Annotated in this window: 17 protein-coding genes; 11 read left to right on the top strand and 6 right to left on the bottom strand. The window is 68.9% G+C overall.

Annotated elements, in window-relative coordinates; genetic code table 11:
- Positions 1 to 243: 243 nt before the first annotated feature.
- Positions 244 to 996, bottom strand: coding sequence for a response regulator transcription factor (locus JWP60_RS09490; protein WP_299789748.1), 753 nt, complete (start codon positions 994 to 996; stop codon positions 244 to 246).
- Positions 997 to 1271: 275 nt separating this feature from the next.
- On the opposite strand from JWP60_RS09490, the gene JWP60_RS09485 reads away from it, so the two are divergent.
- The 10 genes from JWP60_RS09485 to JWP60_RS09440 all read left to right on the top strand — a co-directional run bounded on the left by JWP60_RS09485 (position 1272) and on the right by JWP60_RS09440 (position 12337).
- Positions 1272 to 2636 (top strand): DUF3300 domain-containing protein, encoded by a 1365-nt coding sequence (locus JWP60_RS09485; RefSeq protein ID WP_299789745.1) that lies wholly within the window; start codon positions 1272 to 1274, stop codon positions 2634 to 2636.
- A 164-nt stretch (positions 2637 to 2800) separates the two neighbouring features.
- On the top strand, positions 2801 to 2989 hold the full coding sequence (locus JWP60_RS09480) for a hypothetical protein (protein ID WP_299789742.1): 189 nt from the start codon (positions 2801 to 2803) through the stop codon (positions 2987 to 2989).
- Entirely contained in the window at positions 2986 to 3885 is a 900-nt protein-coding gene (locus JWP60_RS09475; protein WP_299789739.1) for a hypothetical protein, read from the top strand. Before JWP60_RS09480 ends, JWP60_RS09475 begins: the two co-directional genes overlap by 4 nt.
- A gap of 149 nt (positions 3886 to 4034) precedes the next feature.
- Positions 4035 to 4745 (top strand): gluconate 2-dehydrogenase subunit 3 family protein, encoded by a 711-nt coding sequence (locus tag JWP60_RS09470; protein WP_299789737.1) that lies wholly within the window; start codon positions 4035 to 4037, stop codon positions 4743 to 4745.
- 16 nt (positions 4746 to 4761) lie between these two features.
- The gene (locus JWP60_RS09465) at positions 4762 to 6528 is read left to right on the top strand and encodes a GMC family oxidoreductase (RefSeq protein WP_299790197.1); all 1767 of its coding nucleotides are present in this window, start codon (positions 4762 to 4764) and stop codon (positions 6526 to 6528) included.
- A gap of 9 nt (positions 6529 to 6537) precedes the next feature.
- Positions 6538 to 7884, top strand: coding sequence for a cytochrome c (locus tag JWP60_RS09460; RefSeq protein WP_299789734.1), 1347 nt, complete (start codon positions 6538 to 6540; stop codon positions 7882 to 7884).
- Positions 7881 to 8609, top strand: a complete 729-nt coding sequence (locus JWP60_RS09455; RefSeq protein ID WP_299789732.1) for a YoaK family protein — start codon at positions 7881 to 7883, stop codon at positions 8607 to 8609. The genes JWP60_RS09460 and JWP60_RS09455 overlap by 4 nt, the downstream gene beginning before the upstream one ends.
- Positions 8606 to 9112, top strand: a complete 507-nt coding sequence (locus JWP60_RS09450) for a (2Fe-2S)-binding protein (RefSeq protein ID WP_299789701.1) — start codon at positions 8606 to 8608, stop codon at positions 9110 to 9112. The genes JWP60_RS09455 and JWP60_RS09450 overlap by 4 nt, the downstream gene beginning before the upstream one ends.
- A 13-nt stretch (positions 9113 to 9125) precedes the next feature.
- Positions 9126 to 10124 carry a xanthine dehydrogenase family protein subunit M gene (locus JWP60_RS09445; RefSeq protein ID WP_299789698.1) on the top strand — a complete coding sequence of 333 codons (999 nt, stop codon included), beginning with the start codon at positions 9126 to 9128 and terminating at the stop codon, positions 10122 to 10124.
- Complete coding sequence (locus tag JWP60_RS09440) at positions 10124 to 12337, top strand: xanthine dehydrogenase family protein molybdopterin-binding subunit (RefSeq protein WP_299790194.1); 2214 nt, start codon at positions 10124 to 10126, stop codon at positions 12335 to 12337. The genes JWP60_RS09445 and JWP60_RS09440 overlap by 1 nt, the downstream gene beginning before the upstream one ends.
- Positions 12338 to 12393: 56 nt before the next feature.
- On the opposite strand, the gene JWP60_RS09435 is transcribed toward JWP60_RS09440, so the two are convergent.
- From JWP60_RS09435 to JWP60_RS09425, 3 genes are read right to left on the bottom strand one after another with little or no spacing between them, the layout of a single operon-like run.
- On the bottom strand, positions 12394 to 13908 hold the full coding sequence (locus JWP60_RS09435) for a DHA2 family efflux MFS transporter permease subunit (protein ID WP_299790191.1): 1515 nt from the start codon (positions 13906 to 13908) through the stop codon (positions 12394 to 12396).
- Between the two features lie 47 nt (positions 13909 to 13955).
- Complete coding sequence (locus JWP60_RS09430; RefSeq protein ID WP_299789696.1) at positions 13956 to 15131, bottom strand: HlyD family efflux transporter periplasmic adaptor subunit; 1176 nt, start codon at positions 15129 to 15131, stop codon at positions 13956 to 13958.
- Positions 15128 to 16555 (bottom strand): efflux transporter outer membrane subunit, encoded by a 1428-nt coding sequence (locus JWP60_RS09425; protein ID WP_299789693.1) that lies wholly within the window; start codon positions 16553 to 16555, stop codon positions 15128 to 15130. Before JWP60_RS09425 ends, JWP60_RS09430 begins: the two co-directional genes overlap by 4 nt.
- A 183-nt stretch (positions 16556 to 16738) precedes the next feature.
- Between JWP60_RS09425 and JWP60_RS09420 the strand changes: the two genes are divergently transcribed.
- Positions 16739 to 17083: a carboxymuconolactone decarboxylase family protein gene (locus tag JWP60_RS09420; RefSeq protein ID WP_299790188.1), complete on the top strand. Its 345-nt coding sequence runs from the start codon at positions 16739 to 16741 to the stop codon at positions 17081 to 17083.
- Positions 17084 to 17166: 83 nt separating this feature from the next.
- On the opposite strand, the gene JWP60_RS09415 is transcribed toward JWP60_RS09420, so the two are convergent.
- Together JWP60_RS09415 and JWP60_RS09410 are read right to left on the bottom strand one after the other, a co-directional pair.
- The gene (locus tag JWP60_RS09415) at positions 17167 to 17634 is read right to left on the bottom strand and encodes a (2Fe-2S)-binding protein (protein ID WP_299789690.1); all 468 of its coding nucleotides are present in this window, start codon (positions 17632 to 17634) and stop codon (positions 17167 to 17169) included.
- Positions 17631 to 18989: a PQQ-dependent sugar dehydrogenase gene (locus JWP60_RS09410; RefSeq protein WP_299789687.1), complete on the bottom strand. Its 1359-nt coding sequence runs from the start codon at positions 18987 to 18989 to the stop codon at positions 17631 to 17633. Before JWP60_RS09410 ends, JWP60_RS09415 begins: the two co-directional genes overlap by 4 nt.
- Between the last annotated feature and the right edge of the window lie 122 nt (positions 18990 to 19111).

Here is a 19111-nt window from a genome sequence, read left to right as displayed (position 1 = left end):
TGCTTGCCTGGTTCTCTGCCGCGGTCGGCGCTTGCGGGACTGGCAGTGGGCACATTGCCCTTGCGGCCGTCCTGCCAGTGGAAGATCTTGTGAACTTGCACGCTGCTTCCTTCCTTGTGGTTGGTACGAGCGCCGAAGCTGGCGCGCCGCTGCCAGTCTCGGCAGCCACCATGTTCGGAAGGTGTCGGCGAACGGCAGCCGCCACTACGCGTGCAACGGCCGGCGCGCCTGCGGGCTGGCCGCTCAGTACATCGATTCGACCGGCACGTTGAAGACGTAGCCGGCGCCGCGTTCGGTGACGATCAGCTGCGGCCGGGCCGGGTCGGCCTCGATCTTGCGACGCAGCCGCACGATCTGGACATCGACGGTGCGGTCATAGACCTCGGCGCTATGCAGGCGCGACATGTTCATCAACTGGTCGCGGGAGAGGACCCGCTGCGCGGAGCTGCAGAACGCGGTGAGCAGGCTGAACTCCCCGTTGCTCAGATCGAGCTTGCGTCCGTCCGGCGCAGTCAGCTTGCGCGTGCGCACGTTGAACTCCCAGCCCGCGAACCGATACGCGCGGCGCTTGTCGTCGCGCCCGGGCAGCTGGGACTGGTGCTGGTAGCGACGAAGCACCGCGTGGATGCGGGCCAGCAGTTCGCGAGGGCTGAACGGCTTGCTCACGTAGTCGTCGGCACCGAGTTCGAGGCCCATGACACGGTCGGCTTCTTCCGTGTTGCCGGTCAGCAGCATGATGGGCACGGAGGCGCTCTCTCTCAGGGTCTGCGCAAGTGCCAGGCCGTTCTCGCCGTTCAGGCGCACATCCAGCAGCACGAGGTCGATGGCCTCGGACTCCATGGTCTTGAGCATCTCGCTGCCGGTGGCCACGGCCGTGACGCGGACGTCGTTCTTCGAGAGGTACTCGTGAAGCACGGCGCGGAGATCGGGGTCATCGTCGACCACCAGCACGTGGGACTGATTGGAGGCCGGAGCGGCGACAGGTTCTGTTTTCACGGCGGTGACCTTGCAGCGGATGGGTAGCGGAGGATCTGCTCCAGTGTCATGCGCAGTGAACACCGGTCGGTTGCGGCTGGGCCGCGTTGCGTCACAACTGCAACATGGCGGTCGGCGCGCGTGGCAGCGGCAGCACTACGGCCGCTGTCTCGATTGAAACGCGTCCCGGCCGCGGCGCACTCGGGCGGTAGTCCGCCGCGGTGAGAGTCGGGGTCCCAAGGCCGCGTCCTGAAGGGGATCTTCCGGACGCGGCGGAACCTACGACTGGAGTCATCATGACAAGGTTTTCGAGCAACGGCCTGGCATTCATCCTTTGCACCCTGGCGCTGGCCGGCGCCGCCGCCGGGCCAGCGCAAGCAGCCGTGCCGCCGGCGATGGATCTGACGGCCGCAAGGGCAGGCGTGTCGGCGCCGGCCAAGGCAGGCGTGCTGCAGCTGGTGGCGCCGATCGCCCTCTACCCGGACGCGCTGGTCGCGCAGATCCTGACCGCTGCCGGGTATCCGGCGGAACTCGAGCAGGCCTCGAGCTGGATGCGAGGGAATCCGCAGCTGGCGGTCAGCGAGATCGCCATGGCCTCCGATCTGCAGCCGTGGGATGCGAGCGTCAAGGCCATCGTGCAGTTCCCGGCGGTCCTGCAGAACATGGCTACGAACCTGGCCTGGACTTCGGCCCTGGGGGATGCGTACCGGAAGGACCCGCAAGGCGTGCTGGATGCGGTCCAGGTGCTGCGCCAACGCGCGCGGGCAGCAGGCAAGCTGCAGAGCACCAGCGAGCAGACCGTGATGGTGCAGGGACCCACCATTGCCATCGAGCCGGCGGACCCCGATTTCGTGTACCTGCCGGCCTACGACCCGTGGCAGGTGTATGGCGCTCCCATTGCGGCGTATCCCGGCTGGGTCGATGTTCCGGGGGCTTTCTACTCAGGTGCCGATCTCTACTTCGGAGACGCCCTGGACGTTGGCCTGCTCGCCGGCTTCGGCTGGGGGTGGAACGACTGGGGTTTCGATTGGCACGACCGGAGAATGGTGCACGACCATGAGAACCACGACGGCCACGGCGAAGCGGTCGCTCGCGCGCACGAAGGCATGCACGACCACGTCGGTGGCTTTCCCGGTGCGCACGAGAACTTCGCTCCCGGCGGACTGCCGGGCCGGTTCGCAGGGGAGGAACATGCGTCCATCGCTGGTGGTTTCCATGGCGAGGGTCATGGCGAAGCCGGCTTCCACGGCGGCATGGGGCACCTGGGCATGGGCGGCGAAGCGCTGCCCAGCCAACACGAGGAGCGGGCGTCCGCAGGCGGCGAGCTGCACCTGGGAGGCGGCATGGGAGCAGGGTTCCACGGTGGTGGACACGAGTTCGGCGGCGCCGCACACGGGATCGGCGGCATCGGTGGCGGTGGACACGAGTTCGGCGGGATCGGCGGCGGCGGGCACGAGTTCGGCGGCATCGGCGGCGCCGCACACGCGATCGGCGGCATCGGTGGTGGTGGACACGAGTTCGGCGGGATCGGCGGCGGCGGGCACGTGGGCGGCGGCTTTGCCTTTGCTGGCGGCGGGCACGCGGGCGGCGGTTTCGGGGGCGGCGGCCATGGCGGCGGCGGCCACGGCGGCGGAGGTGGGGGCGGCGGCCATGGCAGGTAGCCGCTGCCGGGCGGCACCCGTCGAGGAGTCACGCGGCACCTCGATCACAACATGATGCCGGTCATGCGGTGACAGCCGCCACCAAAGGCCCCGACGCTCGACATGCGCGCGAAACCCTGGCCATCGAGATTGGAGTCATCGCAGCCGTTCAACGGAGATGACTCATGATCACCCCGATCCCCAGCAGTTTCCTCGCCCCTGCCGCGCGCATGCGGGTCGGCGCCGAAGACCGCGCCGCCGGCCAGCCGATAGCGCAGGTGCCCGCACCGCTTGGCGAGTACTCCCGCCGGGGCGCCGCCTGCAGCTGTTGGGGCACGACAACGGAGGCGGGCCTCATGCCCGCGAATCCATGAAGGTCGGGGTGATCGGGGCCGGGGCGGTTGGCTCCGCCTGCGCCTTCGCCCTCGTGCTGCGCGCCTGCGCCAGCGAGATCGTCCTGGTGAACCGGAACCGCAAGCGCGCCGAGGGCCTGGCCACCGATCTTCGCTACGGCGCCGCCCTGTCCGGGGCGGTCGAGATCAGCGCTGGAGACTACCGGGACCTCGCCGGCGCGCGGCTCATCATGATCACCGCCGGCGTGAACGAGAAGGCCGGCGGCGCGACCGACCGCGGCGATGCGGCCGGACGCTTGAGGCTGCTCGACCGCAACGTGGAGGTCTATCGCGAAATCCTGCCGCGCCTCTACCCGGTGGCCCGGCAGGCAGTGATCCTCGTCGTGACCGATCCTCCCGATCCGCTGGCGGACCTGGTCCGCGCGTTCGGCTTCAGCCACGTCATGAGCAGCGGCACCTTCCTGGACAGCTTGCGTTTTCGCTTCCACCTGGCCCGGCATTTCCAGCTCAAGCCCGAGGCCGTGGAAGCGCAGGTGCTCGGCGAGCACGGCACGTCGCAGGTGTTCCTGTGGTCCGCCGCGCGCGTGGCCGGCATGCCGGTGAGCGGCGTGTCGCGGGAAAGCCTGGAGCGCGAAGTGCGTTTCGCCAATATCGCCATCATCGAGGGCATCGGGGCGAGCCAGTACGGCATCGGCATGGTCTGCGCGCGCATCGCGCAAATCGTGCTGCAGGATGAACGCGAGGTGATCCCGGTCGGCTCCTTCAGCCCTGCCTATGGCGTCACGCTGTCGCTGCCCAGCGTCGTGGGACGCAGGGGGGTCGAGCGGGTGCTCCACCCAGCACTGTCCGGGGCGGAGGAGCAGGCGCTGCAGCGCAGCGCGGATACCCTGCGCGCCGCAATCGATCGGAAGCTGTAGCGTGCGCAAGGCAGCGGCCACCTGGGCGTTTCAGTTGCGACCGGGCCGCGGGTTTCGGCAACATTGCTACAGCACGCAGGTCATTCAATGGGGACTCGCCGCCTCGCCACTCGCCATCGCCAGCGGTCTGGCTTGCATGGAGCTCACCGATGACTACCGGACCCGAAGATCGCAGGAAATTCCTCAAGGGAGCAGCAGCCGTTCCCGCCGCCCTGCTGCTGGCAGGCGAAGCCAGCCTGCTTTCCCCGCCCGCCGCCGCGGCACGCCCCGCGCGCAGTGAGGCCTACGAGCCGGTCTATTTCACGCCGGCCGAATGGGCGTTCATCAACGCCGCGACCGATCGGCTGATTCCGTCCGACGAACACGGTCCTGGCGCGGTCGACCTGAACGTGCCCGAATTCATCGACCGGCAGATGGAAACCGAGTATGGCCACGGCGGCCTGTGGTACCTGCAGGGCCCGTTCCACCCCGAGGCGGACGCCACCCTGGGCTACCAGCTGCGCTACTCGCCGCGCGATTTCTACCGGGTGGCGATCGCCGAGATCAACCTCGCATGCCGGCAGGCCCACGACAAGGATTTCGCCGATCTCCCCGCTGCGATGCAGGACGTGGTGCTCTCGGCGCTGGAGAAGAACGCGATCCCGCTTGCCAGCACCAGGGCTTCCGAGTTCTTCATCCAGCTCCTGGCGAATACCCGGGAGGGGTACTTCGCCGATCCCATGTACGGCGGCAACCGCGCCATGGGCGGCTGGAAGATGATCGGCTTTCCGGGCGCACGCGCGGACTTCAAGGACTGGTCTGCCAGGCCCGGCCAGGTCTACCCGCTCGGCCCGGTCTCCATCCGCGGCGGCAAGGGTTGAAGCCGTGAGCACCACCATGAAGGCAGCCGATGTCGTGGTGATCGGCCTCGGGTGGACCGGAGCCATCCTCAGCATGGAGCTCGCGCGGGACGGACTCGAGGTGGTGGCCCTGGAGCGGGGACACAACCGCGATACCTCGCCGGACTTCACCTATCCCAAGGCCGCCGACGAGTTGAAGTACGCGGTGCGCGGCGATCTGTTTCGCAAGCTGTCGCTGGAGACGGTCACCGTGCGGCACCGCGGCGCCGACGTGGCCGTTCCCTATCGCCAGTACAACGCCTTCCTGCTGCCGGACCACGTCGGCGGCGCCGGACTCCACTGGAACGGCCAGCTTTACCGCCCTTCACCCGAGGACCTGAAGTTCCGTACGAGGAACGTCGAACGCTACGGCAGCAAGTTCCTGCCGAAGGACATGACGATCCAGGACTACGACGTCACGTACGACGAGCTGGAGCCGTACTTCGACCGGTTCGAGTACCTGAATGGCACCTCCGGCCAGGCGGGCAACCTGGACGGAAAGCCCCTGCCGGGGGGCAATCCGCATGAAGGAAGGCGCTCGCGGGCGTTCCCCACGCCACCGGTCGCGGATACCCAGGCCGCGATCCTGTTCGCCAAGGCTGCCCGGGAGCTTGGCCACCACCCGTTCCCGCAACCGAGCGCCAACTGCTCGCAGCCCTTCACGAACCCGTACGGCGTGCGGCTGGGACCCTGCAACCTGTGCGGCTTCTGCGAGCGCTTCGGCTGCTTCCTGTATTCGAAGGGATCGCCGCAGACGACCATCCTGCCGGCGCTGAGACGGTTGCCGAATTTCACGCTGCGCACGCAGAGCCATGTCACCAGGATCAAGCTCGATGCAAGCGGCAAGCGCGCCATCGGTGTCACCTACGTCGATTCCTCCGGCGCCGAAATCTTCCAGCCCGCGGGGCTGGTCATCCTGGCCTCGTTCCAGATCAACAACGTGCGCACGATGCTGCTCTCGGGCATCGGCAAGCCGTACGACCCGCAGACGGGCAAGGGCGTCATCGGCAAGAACTTCGCCTACCAGATGATGAGTGCGACCTCGGTGTTCTTCGGCAACGACGTCGCGATCAATCCCTTCATCGCCGCCGGATCGGGCGGCTCGCAGATCGTCGACGAGTTCAACTCGGATCACTTCGACCACGGGCCGCTCGGCTTCGTGGGCGGTGGCTACATCATCGGCGGGCAGACCGGAGGGCGGCCCATCCAGCAGCTCGCGGTGCCCCCCGGCACCCCGGGCTGGGGCGCCGCGTGGAAGCGTGCCGCGAAGGAGAGTTACCTGCACACCACCAACGTGGTGACCCATGGCTCGGTGATGTCGTACCGGGACGCCTACCTCGACCTCGACCCGACCTACCACGACTCCCTCGGCCAGCCGCTGCTGCGCATGACCTTCGACTGGCACGAGAACGAATACCGCATGACCCGCTATCTCACCGATCGGGCGCTCGAGATCGTGGACCGGATGAAGCCGAACGCGAAGTCGACGCTGATCCGGCAGCAGGGTGACCATTTCAATGTCCGCCAATACCAGACGACCCACACGACCGGGGGAGTGATCACCGGCGCGGACCCGGCGACCAGCGCGCTCAACCGCTACCTGCAGTCCTGGGACGTGCCCAACCTGTTCGTCATGGGCTCCTCCGCCTTTCCGCAGAACATCGGCTACAACCCGACCGGCCTGGTCGGGGCCCTGGCGTACTTTGCCGCCGACGCGATCAGGACGAAATACCTGAAGAACCCCGGCCCCCTGGTGGCCGCCTAGGAGCGCGGGATGGCTGTCAAGTTCACTCCTTCTCGCGTCCTTGTCGGCCTGCTGGCGCTCGCGGTGCTGTGCGTTTTCGCCGCCTGGCTCGCGACGGCGGTCTTCGGGAGCCGGGGCGGCGACCGGACGCAAACGCTCGCCCCCGGTCCCACCCGTGAGTTGATCGCTCGCGGCGCCTACCTGGCGACCGTCGGCGATTGCGCCGCTTGCCACACCGCCGCCGGCGGCAAGCCCCTGGCCGGGGGCTTGGCGATCGCCACGCCCGTCGGTGTGGTGTACAGCTCGAACGTCACGCCGGACCAGGCGACCGGCATCGGGCGCTACAGCCTTGGCGATTTCGAGCGCGCGGTGCGCCGCGGGATCCGGCCGGACGGCAGCACCCTCTATCCGGCGATGCCGTTTCCCTCCTATGCGCGGACCAGCGATCCCGACATCGCGGCGCTCTACGCCTATTTCATGAACGGCGTCGCGCCGGTCGCGCAGGTGGACCGGAAGGCGGACATTCCCTGGCCCTTGTCGCTGGACTGGCCTTTGACCTGGTGGCGCTGGGCGTTCGCGCCCTCGGTTCCCGCAGCCTTGCCCGCCGCTGGCGGCGCGCTCCTCGCGCGCGGTGCCTACCTGGTGGAGGGGCTCGGTCATTGCGGTGCCTGCCACACGCCCCGTGGTTACGCATTCGAGGAGAAGGCGCTGACCGACGCTGGCGGGCCGGCCTACCTCTCCGGCGCTCGCGTGGATCGTTACTTCGCCAGCAACCTGCGCGGCGACGATCGCAACGGACTGGGCCGCTTCAGCGAGGAGGACGTCATTCGCCTGCTCCAGGCCGGCCGCAACTCCGGCACGGCAGTGTTCGGCGCAATGGCGGACGTTGTCAGCCACAGCACCCAGTTCATGCGCCTGGAGGATCTGCGCGCGATCGCCCACTACCTGAAATCCCTGCCGCCCTCCGGCGCGGGTGGAGGCTTCGCCTATGACGCCACGGCGGCAGCGGCCCTGAGCTCCGGCAACGCTTCGACGCGGGGCAGCCTGGACTACCTGAACAACTGCGCGGCCTGCCACCAGTCCTCGGGGAAAGGTTACGCCGAAACCTTCCCGGCCCTGGCCGGCAATCCGGTGGTGAACAGCGCCGATCCCAGTTCGCTGATCGACATCGTGTTGAACGGCGCGACGATGCCGCCGACCGGCCAGGCGCCCACGTCCTTCGCGATGCCCCCGTTCCGCGAACGCGTGAGCGACGAGCAGGTGAGCGATGTCCTCACCTTCATCCGATCGAGCTGGGGCAACAAGGCGCCTGCCGTGGACGCCGCCGCGGTGGCCAGGCTGCGCCGGGCCACTACTGCCAATGGCCCCACGCGATGACCGAGCGCGACGGCCCCTTGCCCTTGCTGTTGATCGTGCTCACCGGGGTGACCGGCCTGGTCGATGCAGTGAGCTATCTCGCGCTGGGGCGCGTGTTCGTGGCGAACATGACGGGCAATGTCGTGTTCCTGGGATTCGCGGTCGCCAACTCCCCCGACCTCTCGATCCCGCCGTCGCTCTGGTCGCTCGCCGCCTTCCTCGCGGGAGCCTTCTCGGCGGGGGTGATCGGCGCGGGCACGGGAGAACATCGCGGCAGGCTGCTCGCCGTTTCATCGGCCTTGCAGGTCTGTCTGGTCGCAGGCGCACTGGCCCTGGTCGTCGTCCGGAGTCCGAGCCCGGTCGCCCCGCTGCGCTATGCGCTCATCGTGCTGCTGGCGCTTGCGATGGGCTTGCAGAATGCGACCGTGCGCCGGCTCGGTGTGCCGGACTTGACGACGACCGTGCTCACCATGACGCTGACGGCCCTCGCATCGGACGCGGCCTTGCCGGGCGGAAAAACCCCTCGCCCGGGCCGCCGCCTCCTGTCCACCGGAACCATGTTTCTCGGCGCCGCGGTCGGCGCACTGCTCGCCATTCATGCGGGGGCCGGCGTCGTGCTCGCGCTCGCATTGGCCATGCTCCTGGCCACCGCGATGGCGAGCGGCAGGTACTGGTTCTCCCAAGCAGCGTGGACCCTCGCCCGGCCACAGCTCCCCGTCGACAACACTGCCAGGCAGACACCATGAACTCCATTGAAAACACCCCGCCGGGAGCGGTCGCCGACGGCGCCGTGCCCATTCGCTTGCGCATCAACGGAGCCGAGCACCAGTTGCGCGTCGATCCGCGAACGAGTCTCCTCGACTGCCTGCGTGAATCACTCCTGCTCACCGGCACGAAGAAGGGGTGCGACCACGGGCAGTGCGGCTCCTGCACCGTGCACGTCAACGGCCGGCGCGTGAACGCGTGCCTCACCCTCGCCGTGATGCATCAGGGCGACGAGATCACGACCGTCGAAGGCATCGGTCAAGCGGGCGCCCTGCATGCCATGCAGGCGGCTTTCGTCGTCCACGACGCTTACCAGTGCGGCTACTGCACGTCGGGCCAGATCATGTCGGCGCTTGCGCTCCTGCAGGAGCCCTGCGGGCCGGAAGACGCCGACGTGCGCGAGTGCATGAGCGGCAACATCTGCCGATGCGGCGCGTATCCCCGGATCGTCGCGGCGATCCAGCAAGTCCGCGGCAAAGCCTGATCCGGGAGCCCCCATGCAAGCCTTCGAATTCCTCCCGGCGCGGGACACCCACGCCGCGATCGCCGCCGCAGCGCGATCCAGCACCGCGCAGCAAGGGGCCACCGTGCGGTTCGTCGCCGGCGGCACCACCTTGCTCGACCTGATGAAGCTCAATGTCGAACGGCCGGCGCTGATCGTCGACATCAGCCGGCTGCCGCTTGACCGCATCGAGCGGCAGCGGGACGGCGGCCTGGTGCTGGGGGCGATGGTGCGCAATTCGGATCTCGCGAACCATCCCCTCGTGCGCAGCGATTTTCCGGTGCTCTCGCAGGCGATCCTCGCCGGTGCATCGGGACAGCTGCGCAACATGGCCACCACCGGCGGCAACCTGCTGCAGCGCACGCGCTGCATGTACTTCCGCGACACAGCCTATCCCTGCAACAAGCGTGAGCCTGGCAGCGGTTGCGCCGCCATGGAGGGCGCGAACCGCACGCTCGCCATCCTCGGTACCAGCGAGCACTGCATCGCCACCAATCCGTCCGACATGAACGTGGCGCTGGCGGCGCTCGAAGCGACGATCCACGTGGAAGGTTCGCGGGGGGCGCGGCAAATTCCGATCGCGGAGTTCCACCTTCTTCCCGGCAGCACTCCGCACATCGAGACGGTGCTGGAGCCGGGCGACCTGATCACGCACGTGAGCTTGCCGCCTCCCGTGCCCGGCAGCCGATCCTGCTATCTCAAGCTGCGCGACCGCGCTTCCTACGAATTCGCGCTCGCGTCGGCCGCCGTGGTGGTCAAGCTCGAAGGTGACAAGATCGCGCGCGCCCGCATCGCCATGGGCGGCGTCGGCACCAGGCCCTGGCGATCGACCGAGGCCGAGGCCCTGCTGGTCGGCGCGCAGGCCTGGGAGCCGGCATTTCAACGGGCAGCAGACGCCGTGTTGCGCGACGCCAGGCCCAGCAGCGAGAACGGCTTCAAGGTGGAACTGGCCCGTCGCTGCCTGGTGCATGCGCTCAAGGAGGTGACCCAATGATGTCCCACATCGGCAAGGAGCAGCCCCGCGTCGAAGGCCCGCTGAAGGTGAGCGGCCAGGCGCGCTACACCTCGGACCATCGCTTCCCCGGCATGCTGTACGCGGTGCCGGTCTGCAGCACCATCGCCAACGGCGAGATCCGCGAGATCGACACGAGCAGCGCCGCGAAGATGCCGGGCGTGCAGGCCATCCTCGAGCGCGCGAACATCGGTCCGCTGTTCCGGGCGACGGCGAATCGTGAATTCGGCGCGGACATGGTTCGCCTCGACGAGATCCGTGCTCCGCTGGAAGACGACGTCATCCGCTACTACGGGCAGTACGTGGCGCTGGCCGTCGCCGACACCTACGAGCAGGCAGTGGCGGCCGCGGAGGCGGTGCGGGTCGCGTACCGCGAGCGTGCGCCGAACGTGGCGCCGCAGCTGGCGCCGGAGACCAAGCACCGGGTGGAGAGCGAGCGCGGGGATGCCGCGAGCGCCTTCGACGCGGCGCAAGTGCAGGTGGACCAGACCTATGGCCTGCCGCCCGAGACGCACAACCCGATCGAACTGCACGCGTCCGTCGCCCTGTGGGACGGGACGAACTACACGCTGTACGAAACCTCGCAGGGGGTGGTCAACCACCGCAACGTGCTGGCGCAGATGCTGGGCGTGCCGAGGGAGAACGTTCGGGTCATCACCAAATTCCTGGGTTCGGGCTTCGGCGGCAAGCTCTGGCCCTGGACGCAGTCCGCGCTGGCGGCGGCTGCAGCGCGGCAGCTGGGGCGACCGGTGAAGCTGGTGGTCAGCCGCCGCATGATGTTCCAGACCGTGGGCCATCGACCGCGGATCGAGCAGCGCATCCGGCTGGGTGCCACGCGCGAGGGCAAGCTGACCTCACTGCGGCAGGACTGGGTGAACCATGCATCCATGCTGGACGACTACCGGGAGAACTGCGGCGAGGCCACGCCCCAGATGTACAGCGTGCCCAACCTGCGCATCACCTCCGCACTGGCGCGCCGCAACGTGGGCTCCGCCACTTCGATGCGCGGACCCGGCGCGGTGCCGGGCCTCTGGGCGACCGAGTCCGCGCTCGACGAGCTTGCCTGGAAGCTCGGCATCGACCCGGTGCAGTTGCGTCTGTCGAACGAGCCGCAGATCGACGAAGGATTGCAGCTTCCCTTTTCCTCGCGCCACCTGAAGGAGTGCCTGGCCACAGGCGCGGAGAAGTTCGGCTGGTCGCAGCGCGACCCGCGCGTGGGTGCCATGCAGCGCGATGGCTTGACGCTGGGATGGGGAATGGCCGGCTGTTCCTGGCAAGCCGCGCGCTTTCCCTGCGCCGCGACCGTCGAATTGCGCATGGACGGCACCGCGCGGGTGTTCTGCGCCACGCAGGACATCGGCACCGGCAGCTACACGATCCTGGCGCAGCTGACGGCCGAGAGCCTGGGTCTGCCGCTGGCCAGCGTGGAGGTCGTGCTCGGGGACACGCGCTTGCCGCCGGGTCCGCTGTCCGGTGGATCCGGGGCGACGGCCGCCGTGATACCCGCCGTCCTGGCGGCGGCGGCCAAGGCGATCGACGCGCTGCTGGAGCTGGGCTCGCGTGCACCTGGCTTGAAATTGGCGGGCCGCAGGGGCTCCCCTCTCGCGTACACCGAGGGCCGGGTGCATCCGAGCGGCGAGCCGCCGGCGAGCGGCATGGCGTTTGCGGAGCTGCTGCGGCGTGCTGGGGTCGATACGGTGTCCGGCTCCGGCAGCTCCGAGGGCCGGGGCGCGTTCGGAACCGGCAAGCCGGAGTTCTCGAGCCACTCCTTCGGCGCGCACTTCGTCGAAGTGACCTGGCAACCGGAGATTGCGCGACTGCGCGTGAGCCGCGTGCTCTCGGTGATCGACGCCGGCCGGATCGTGAATCCGCTCACCGGTCGCAACCAGATCGAAGGCGCGGTGGTCATGGGCATAGGCATGGCCCTCTTCGAAGAGACTTCCTACGAGCCGCGCAGCGGCGGGCCGATCAACGCCAACCTCGCGGACTACATCGTCGCCGCCAACGCCGACGTGCCCGCGCTGGAGGTTCATTTCCTGGAATACCCCGACACCCGGCTGAACGAACTGGGTGCGCGCGGTATCGGTGAGATCGGACTCGCCGGCACCGCCGCCGCCATCGCGAACGCCGTGTACCACGCGACCGGCGTTCGCGTCCGCGAACTGCCGATCCGGATCGAGGACCTGCTCACGTGAGCTTGCTGGAAGCCAGCCAGCAGGAAAGCCTCACGCAACTTGTCCAGGCGCCGGCCCTATTCGGCCGCAATCGCGGCCGATCTCGCCCCTTGCGTTCGCGCCGCCGGCCGCGCCAGCCAGGCAACTCCGATCAAGGCGAGGAACAGCAGCGCCGAGGCATGGAACATGTCGTTGGCCGACAGCATGAAGGCCTGCTGGGTGACGAGCCGATCCACCACCGCAAGGCTTTGGGCCACGCTCATTCCGTTCGCCTGCAGCAGCGAGAGTGCCTGCTGCGCCTGCGCATCGAAGCGGGTGATGTGCTCGACGAGCTGTGCGTGGTGCAGGGTCGCGCGCCGGTCCCAGAAGGTCGTCGCGATCGAGGTGCCGAAGGAGCCGGCGAGGAGCCGCGCGAAATTGAACAGGCCCGACGCGGAGGCAATCCGCTCCGGCGGCAGGCCCGATAGCGCCAGCGTGATCAGCGGCAGGAAGAACATCGCCATGGCCGCGCCCTGCACGAGAGTGGGTATCGCCAGCGTGGTGAAGTCGGCCGAAGTGGCGAACCGCGAGCGCATGTACATCACGAGCCCGAAGGTCGCGAACGCGCCGGTGACGAACAGCCGCGGGTCGACCTTGTCCACGGTCCGGCCGACGACCGGCGTCAGCAGGATGGCCAGCAGGCCCACTGGCGCCAGCACCATCCCGGCGTCCGTCGCCGTGTAGCCCATGTACTCCTGCAGCCAGAGCGGCAGCAGGACGACGCTGCCGAAGAAGGTGCCGTAGGCGAGCGACACGGTCACCGTGCTGACCAGGAAGTTGCGGCGCGCAAACAGCCGCAGGTCCACCACCGGGTAGCGCTCCGTCAGCTCCCACACAACGAACAACGTGAAGCCCACGACGGCGGCGATGGCCAGCAGCACGATCTGCGTCGAAGCGAACCAGTCCAGGTCCTTGCCCTGGTCCAGCATGATCTGCAGCGCCCCGACCCACACCACGAGCAGCGCCAGCCCGACGCCGTCGATCGGCAGCCTGACGATGGGGGACTCGCGCTTGCGATAGATCATCCAGGTCACGGCAGCGGCGCCGAGGCCGACCGGGACGTTGATGTAGAAGATCCAGGGCCACGAGTAGTTGTCGGTGATCCAGCCTCCGAGCACGGGTCCCACCACCGGCGCGACGAGCGTGGTCATGGCCCAGATCGCCAGGGCGCTGCCGGCCTTTTCCTTGGGATAGCTCGCGAGCAGCAGCGTCTGCGAGAGCGGGATCATCGGCCCGGCCACGGCTCCCTGGATCACGCGGAACACGATCAGCAGGCCCAGCGACGGCGCCAGGGCGCACAGGATCGAGGCGATCACGAACAGCAGCACCGAGGCCGTGAACAGGCGCACCTGCCCGTAGCGCTGCGTGAGCCAGCCGGTCAGCGGCAGCGAGATCGCATTGGCGACGCCGAAGGACGTGATCACCCAGGTCCCCTGGTCGGACGACACGCCCAGGTCACCCGACATCGCGGGAATCGACACGTTGGCAATGGACGTGTCCAGCACGTTCATGAACGTGGCGAGCGCAAGTGCAACGGTCCCCAGGGCGCGCATGCCGCCGGAGAGATACGGCGGCGCGGCGGCTGCGGCGGAGGGCGCGCTCACAGGTTGTCGGCGATGATCGCCTGGATCCGCCGCGCGCTGTGGCCGTCGACGGCCTCGTAGACCCCGGTGCGGTACGCGGGCGGCGCGGCGGCGGCTTGCTGCGGCGGCTGGAGGGCAGGCGGGCCGGTGTCCACGTCGACCACCATCGACAGCCCGATGCGCAGCGGGTGCTCGGCGAGCTCGCGCGGTTGCAGCGCGATGCGCACCGGCACGCGTTGCACGATCTTGATCCAGTTGCCGGTGGCATTCTGGGCCGGCAGGAGGGCGAAAGCCGAGCCGGTGCCGGCGCCGAAGCCGACCACCGTGCCGTGATAGGCGACCTTGCGGCCGTAGACATCGGCGGTCAGCGTGGCGGCCTGGCCGACGCGCATGGTCGCGAGCTGCGGCTCCTTGAAGTTCGCTTCCACCCAGAGCTGGTCCAGCGGCACCACCGCCATCAATGCCGCACCCGGTGCGACGCGCTGCCCGAGCTGCACGGCGCGCTTGGCGACGAAGCCCGATACCGGCGACGGCAGGCGTGTGCGCGAGAGCTCGAGATAAGAATCGTGGACCTGGGCCGACGCCGCCAGCACGTCCGGATGGTTCGCGACGGTCGTGCGGTCGACGCGCGCGCGATTGGCGTCGTGCTCGCGCCGTGCGGCCAGCTCCGCCGAGCGCGCGGCGGCCAGCGTGTCGCGCGCGTGCTGGAGGTCTTCGCCGGACACGGCGCCGGAGGCGGCGAGCCGCTCGCGCCGCTTCAGGTCCTCGGCGGCGCGGGCGACATCGGACGCGCGCTGGTCCACGGTGGCGCCCAACTGCCCGGTGGTCGCGAACAGGCCCCGGACCTCGCGCACTGCCTTGCCCAGCCGGGCATCCGCCTGTTCCAGGGCGATCGTTGCATCCTGCGGATCGAGTTCGACCAGGGTTTGTCCCGCGCTCACGAACTGCGTGTCGTCGGTGGCGATGCTGATCACCGTTCCGGCCACTTGCGGCGTGATCTGGACGACGTTGCCGTTGACGTAGGCGTCGTCCGTGGACTCCGTGTGACGCAGGGCCAGGGCCCAGTACCCGCCCCATGCCGCGCCGGCCAGGACGAATGCGCCGATCACGATGGCGAGCCAGCGCTTGCGTGCCGCGTTGCTCGGGGTGGTCTGCGTGGCCGCGACCGGGGCCGCTTCGGCGACGTCGTTCATAGGACTCCTCCGCCCAGGGCGCGGATCAGGTTGATCGAAAGTTCCAGCTCCCGCGCCCGCAGGTCGGCCTGCCGGCTGCGCTGATCGAGCAGCGGCTGCTCGGCGGACAGCACCTGCAGGTAGTTGCCCAGCCCCTCGCGATAACGCAGGAGCGACAGGTCGTAGGCCTCCTGCAGGGGGGCGAGGGCGGCGGTCTGCTCGCCGCGTTGCTCCGCCAGGCTGCGCAGGGAGACGATCTGGTCCACCACATCGCGCATGGCATCGGCCAGCGCCTGGTTGTATTGCTCCACGGCGATGTCGTAGTCGGCATCCTTCCCGGCCAGGTTGCCGCGCAGGCGTCCGCCGTCGAAGATCGGGAAGGAGATCGCCGCCCGGACGCCCTCGATGCGGTTCGCCGCCGTCAGCAGGCTGGCGCCGTTGAAGCTCTGGAATCCGGCCAGGGCCATCAGGTTCACGTCGGGATAGAACTGCGCCTTGGCCGACGCGATGTCCTTGCCCGCCGCTTCGACCCGCCAGCGTTGCGCGACGAGGTCGGGGCGGCGGCCGAGAAGCTCCGCGGGCATCGTCGACGGCAACGCCACCGGCGTCAGCGCCTGCGCCGCGGGTCTCGCGATCGCCAGCCCGCGGTCCGGACCGGCACCCAGCAGGGCGGCGATCTGGTCGTGGGCGAGCGCGATGCGCTCGTGCAATTGGGCGATCTGCACGCGCAAGACGTGCAGCGCGGCCTCCGCTTGCTTGAGCTCCACGCGGGTGTCGAGTCCGGCCGCGTTCCGGGCCAGCGTCAAGGCCAGGATGTGCTCGCGTTCCTCCAGGCTCGCCTGCGCCACGTCCAGTTGCAGGTGGTCCCGCTGCAGTTGCACGTAGGCCTGCGCGATGCTGGTCGAGAGCGCCAGCCGGGCGGCGTGGAGGTCGATCTCCGCCGCGCGCGCAGCGCCCACCGCGCTCTCGTAGGCCGCGCGGTTCTTGCCCCACAGGTCGAGGTCCCAGCTGAGGGTGGCCTGGAGCTGGTCGAGGGTGAACCAGTTCCCGCCCAGGGGCGGCGGCGTGGCAAGGGATTCGGGCAGCCACGCGCGCGTGCTCGAAGCGCCGCCTCCGGCCTGCGGCAACAAGGACGCGTGGCTCACGTTGGCCACCGCCAGCGCCTTGCGGGCACGCGCGGCCGCGACCGCCAGCGTAGGGCTGCCGGCGAGCGCTTCAGCCACCAGCGCCGTCAGCTGCGGATCGCCGAAAGTCTGCCACCAGTCGGCACGCGGCCACGCGGCCTCGGAGACGGGCACGCCGGCGAGGCTGCGATCCGCCGCGAGCACGTCGGGCTGCCGCAAGGACGCCTGCGGCACCAGGCCACGACTGCTCGCGCAGCCCACGAGAAGCGAGCCCGCACCCAGCGCGATGGCGGCGAAGCCGAGGTGAACTCTCGTGCGCATGCCCTCCCTCTCTTCCTGTGTGCTGTCGATGCCGGATTGGGCGCGATGGCGTTCCCGCCACTGTTACGTCGCGCAGACTTCCGGTTGCGGACGCAATGATTGGGCGGAGGCAGTGAAACCGTGGGTGCACCGGGAGTGCGTTGAATGGAGCTTTCGTCGGGATCACCTTGGAGGTTCGAAATGATGTTGGACTGGAATGGCTACCGGGAACAGCTGCTGCGCCGCATAGGGCAGCTTGCCAAGGCCACCCCGGACACGGTGCGCGGCTATCGCCAACTGGGCGATGCGGGATCGAAAACGAACCTGCTGGGTGGAAAGAACCGCGAGTTGATCGCCCTCGCGGTGGCGGTGACACGGCAATGCGACGGTTGCATTGCCGTGCACACGGAAGCCGCCCTGCAGCAGGGGGCGACGCGTGAGGAGATCGCCGAAGCGCTGGGCGTTGCGATCGCCGTCAACGCGGGCGCGGCCCTGGTCTATTCGGCGCGGGTGATGGACGCCTTCGAGGCCAAGGCGGCCCAGGGCTGATGGCCCTGCGCTCCAGCGCATGCGAGCACGCAGAATCCGCTGGAGGGCAGTCACGCCCTCACGCGCTGCGCCAGCGTCCATCGTCAGCTCCTCGCGCCGGCGGCGAAGCGCTGCACGGCGCGCACGATCCGCAGGTGCGTCCCGCAGCGGCAGAGATTGGCCGCGAGGGCGTCCTTGATCTCTGCCTCCGTGGGATGCGGGTTCGCGTCCAGCAGCGCCTTGGCCTGCATGATCATGCCGTTGATGCAATAGCCGCACTGCACCGCCTGCTCGGTCATGAAGGCCTGCTGCAGGGGGTGCGGATCCCGCGCGCTGCCGAGGCCTTCGAGCGTTGTCACCTTGCCCTGGCCGACGGCGCTGACCGGGTAGACGCAGGAGCGGACCGCCTTGCCGTCGATGTGCACCGTGCAGGCGCCGCATTGCGCCAGCCCGCAGCCGAAGCGGGGCCCGCGCAGCGCGAGCCCGTCGCGCAGGGCATACAACAGCGGCATGGCGGGATCGGCTACCTCCACGTCGGCCAGCCTGCCGTTGACGGTGAGCGTCACTTTCATCGGCGCGACACCCGCCAGATCGTGCCATTGCCGTCTTCGGTCACGAACAGCGAGCCGTCCCTGCCGACGGTGACCCCCACCGGCCTGCCCCACATCCGGCTGTCGGAGAGCACGAAGCCGGTCATGAAATCCTCGTATTCCCCCGTGGGCTTGCCGTTCGCGTCGAAGAGCAGCCGCACCACCTTGTACCCCGTGCGCTGCGCGCGGTTCCAGGACCCGTGCATGGTGACGAAGGCGCTTCCCCGGTATTCGGCGGGAAAGTTGTCGCCCTGGTAGAAGGTCATCTGCAGCGGCGCCGAGTGGGCCATCATCATCACGTCGGGGACCGTGACCTTGTTCCTGAGGTCGGGCCTCGCGCCGGCATGCCGTGGATCTTCGTGGCCGCCGATGTAATACCAGGGCCAGCCGTAGAAGGCGCCTTCGACGACGTGGGTCACGTATTCGAAGGGCGTGTTGTCGCCGATGTCGTCGCGCTCGTTGACGGCGCACCAGAGCTGCGCGGTGGCAAGCTGGATCGCCATGCCCTCGCAGTTGCGCAAGCCCGTTGCGACGATCTTCATGTCCTTGCCGTCCGGGTCGAAGGACAGGACGTTCGCGCGCAATTCTTCCGTGTCCCATGCGGCTCCGAGCGGCTTGGTCTTGACCCACTCCGCGAGGCCGTCAACGTTGCGCGGTTCCGGATGCATGGTCCAGTGCGGCTCTGGAAACATGTCGAGCGCCGCGTTCGATCCGGAACCGACGCCCAGGTAGAGCCGCTTGCCGTCCGGCGAGAAAACGATGTCCCGCGCATAGTGATGCGCCGACGGCAGCGCTTCGATGATGCGTTCCGGCTTGCCGGTCGCCTTGAGATCGCCGTTGCGGTAGCGGAAACGCACCACGCTGTCGGTGTTGGCGACATAGACCCATTGCGGATCGGGCCCGGGAGGATAGAAGGCAATGCCGAACGGCTGCTTCAGGCCGCTCGCGAAGACCACGTCCTGCTCCGGCTTGGCGCTGCCCTCGGGGACGCGCAGCACGCGCACCGAGTTGAACATGCTGTCGGCGATGAAAAGGTCGCCGTTGGGTGCGGCGCGGATCACGCGAGGCTTGTGCGCATCGGTGGTGACCAGTTCCGCCTTGAAGCCCTCGGGGACCTGGGGCCGCGCACCTGGGGGCACCGGCACGACCTGGGCCGCGCCGTAGGTGGGCTTGCCTGTGGGCGGCAGGTCCTGCGGCGTCAACCGGCGCCGGACGCCGGGCTGGTCGTCGCGCCAGCTGCCGATGGCCGCTTCCCCCCGCATGACCTGGGCGAAGGCCTGTTGGCCGGCGAGCAGCATGAGCCAACAGGCGCAAGCCGAGAGGATCTTGAGGTGCATGCAAGTTTCTCCATGGAGGTGCCGCGTGAGGCGTCAGGGCGCCATTTCGCGCTCGCATCGCTCCCGGGGTGTTACGCGCGCCGCGGGGACGGTCTCACCCGTAACAGGGGCGCGGCGCGGCG

Origin of the sequence: Ramlibacter sp. (genome assembly GCF_028291745.1) — a bacterium.
GTDB lineage: Bacteria > Pseudomonadota > Gammaproteobacteria > Burkholderiales > Burkholderiaceae_C > Ramlibacter.
The sequence above is the reverse complement of the archived record's forward strand: the minus strand, read 5'-3'. Positions and strand labels throughout refer to the sequence as shown.

Bases quoted from the DNA above. Each gene is read 5' to 3' on its own strand.
- JWP60_RS09485 (WP_299789745.1), top strand. From the start codon at position 1,272: ATGACAAGGTTTTCGAGCAACGGCCTGGCATTCATCCTTTGCACCCTG.
- JWP60_RS09480 (WP_299789742.1), top strand. From the start codon at position 2,801: ATGATCACCCCGATCCCCAGCAGTTTCCTCGCCCCTGCCGCGCGCATG.
- JWP60_RS09475 (WP_299789739.1), top strand. From the start codon at position 2,986: ATGAAGGTCGGGGTGATCGGGGCCGGGGCGGTTGGCTCCGCCTGCGCC.
- JWP60_RS09470 (WP_299789737.1), top strand. From the start codon at position 4,035: ATGACTACCGGACCCGAAGATCGCAGGAAATTCCTCAAGGGAGCAGCA.
- JWP60_RS09465 (WP_299790197.1), top strand. From the start codon at position 4,762: ATGAAGGCAGCCGATGTCGTGGTGATCGGCCTCGGGTGGACCGGAGCC.
- JWP60_RS09460 (WP_299789734.1), top strand. From the start codon at position 6,538: ATGGCTGTCAAGTTCACTCCTTCTCGCGTCCTTGTCGGCCTGCTGGCG.
- JWP60_RS09455 (WP_299789732.1), top strand. From the start codon at position 7,881: ATGACCGAGCGCGACGGCCCCTTGCCCTTGCTGTTGATCGTGCTCACC.
- JWP60_RS09450 (WP_299789701.1), top strand. From the start codon at position 8,606: ATGAACTCCATTGAAAACACCCCGCCGGGAGCGGTCGCCGACGGCGCC.
- JWP60_RS09445 (WP_299789698.1), top strand. From the start codon at position 9,126: ATGCAAGCCTTCGAATTCCTCCCGGCGCGGGACACCCACGCCGCGATC.
- JWP60_RS09440 (WP_299790194.1), top strand. From the start codon at position 10,124: ATGTCCCACATCGGCAAGGAGCAGCCCCGCGTCGAAGGCCCGCTGAAG.
- JWP60_RS09435 (WP_299790191.1), bottom strand. From the start codon at position 13,908: ATGCGCGCCCTGGGGACCGTTGCACTTGCGCTCGCCACGTTCATGAAC.
- JWP60_RS09430 (WP_299789696.1), bottom strand. From the start codon at position 15,131: ATGAACGACGTCGCCGAAGCGGCCCCGGTCGCGGCCACGCAGACCACC.
- JWP60_RS09425 (WP_299789693.1), bottom strand. From the start codon at position 16,555: ATGCGCACGAGAGTTCACCTCGGCTTCGCCGCCATCGCGCTGGGTGCG.
- JWP60_RS09420 (WP_299790188.1), top strand. From the start codon at position 16,739: ATGTTGGACTGGAATGGCTACCGGGAACAGCTGCTGCGCCGCATAGGG.
- JWP60_RS09415 (WP_299789690.1), bottom strand. From the start codon at position 17,634: ATGAAAGTGACGCTCACCGTCAACGGCAGGCTGGCCGACGTGGAGGTA.
- JWP60_RS09410 (WP_299789687.1), bottom strand. From the start codon at position 18,989: ATGCACCTCAAGATCCTCTCGGCTTGCGCCTGTTGGCTCATGCTGCTC.